Annotated in this window: 1 protein-coding gene; it reads left to right on the top strand. The window is 58.2% G+C overall.

Annotation, left to right across the window (positions count from 1 at the left end):
* Positions 1–214: 214 nt before the first annotated feature.
* Entirely contained in the window at positions 215–1153 is a 939-nt protein-coding gene (gene ctlX / locus AC07XF_RS28945) for a citrulline utilization hydrolase CtlX (RefSeq protein ID WP_495029246.1), read from the top strand.
* Positions 1154–1558: the final 405 nt, after the last annotated feature.

Genomic DNA, 1558 nt, shown 5'->3' with positions numbered 1-1558 from the left:
CGCGAAAGCGGTGTGTCAGTCGACATTGATGTGGATGACACACCGCTTTCGCGAGCAAGCCCGCTCCCACATTTGATTTGTGGTCCTTGCCGAATCGGCTGAAGGGGTCAGGATCTTCAGCCGTTTTCATCAGCGCAAAAGCCGTTATCAACCGGGTTTTTCCCCCTTTGAAACAGACAATGAGCCTCTCTCGCCCCTCATTGAGTCTGTACCCATGCAAACCACCAATACGGTTTTAATGATTCGTCCGACACGTTTTTCCTTCAATCAGGACACGGCGGCGAACAACCGTTTCCAGCGTCCGGCAACAGTAGCTGAAGACGTACAACTCAAGGCCCTTGCCGAGTTCGATGGCTATGTCGCCGCGTTGCGCCGGCATGGTGTCGAAGTCCTGGTGCATAACGATCGCGAAGCGCCGCATACCCCGGATTCGATCTTCCCCAACAACTGGTGGAGCAGCCACCCGGATGGCACCTTGGTGCTGTACCCGATGCAGGGCCACAACCGGCGTCTGGAGCGGGACAAAGGTGTACTCGACGGATTGCTGGGTGAATACCGGGTCGAGCAGTTGCTGGACCTGTCCAGCCTCGAAGAGCAGGAGATTTTCCTGGAGGGCACCGGCAGCATGGTCCTGGATCGGCAACAGCGGATTTGCTACGCCGGGTATTCCACGCGCACCCACGCCCGGGCCCTGGACCAGTTGGTCACCCATTTGGGCTATGAACTGTGCGCGTTCAACGCGCTGGACCGCCAAGGCGTGGCGATTTATCACACCAATGTGATGATGAGTGTCGGCACTAGCCTGGCGGTGGTTTGCCTGGCGTCCGTGCCCCAACCGGGCGAACGTGCAGCGCTGCGTAACCGGCTCGAAACCAGCGGCAAACAGGTCATCGCCTTGAACTGGACGCAGCTGGAGTCCTTTGCCGGCAACATGCTGGAAGTGCACAACGCAGCGGGCGAGCCACTGCTGGTGATGTCGCGCACCGCCTGGCAATCGCTGGATGCCGATCAGCGTCGCTTGATCGAAACTCACACCACGCCGTTGCCGGTGAACATCGACACCATCGAGCGCATCGGTGGCGGCAGCGCGCGCTGCATGTTGGCCGAGGTGTTCCTGCCCAGGCATTCGTCCACCCGGGAACAAGTGCGATGATCGTCCGCCCTGCAACGCCTGAAGACCTGCCTTCCAGGGTGTGGGTAATCCCGGTTCATGGGCTTCACGGCTGACGCTGATTTTTTCGCCAGCGAGTACGGGTGGATAGCGCACAGCCATCATTGGCGGCTATGGAAGGTGAAAACAAAAAGCCCGCTAGATGGCGGGCTTTCTGTTTGGGGTCAATTCCTTTTGTTCGTCCAATCTGCGCTCCATTCTGTGAGCGTTTCGTGAAAAACATGTCACGGCAATGAAAAAGCCCGGCGTCGGCCGTAATGCTGTTCAGTTAAGCGAGAATGATCCACTGTAGGAGTGAGCTTGCTCGCGATGGTCGTTAACGATGCCGCGTGTTTACTGACTAAACGCGGCGCTCTTGAGTCCATCGCGAGCAAGCTCGCTCCTACA

The organism is Pseudomonas sp. GW821-FHT01C01, assembly GCF_059422645.1.
This window is presented reverse-complemented; position numbering and strand designations above follow the sequence as displayed.

Excerpts from the sequence above, each read along its gene's own strand:
- ctlX (WP_495029246.1), top strand. The coding sequence starts at position 215 with ATGCAAACCACCAATACGGTTTTAATGATTCGTCCGACACGTTTTTCC.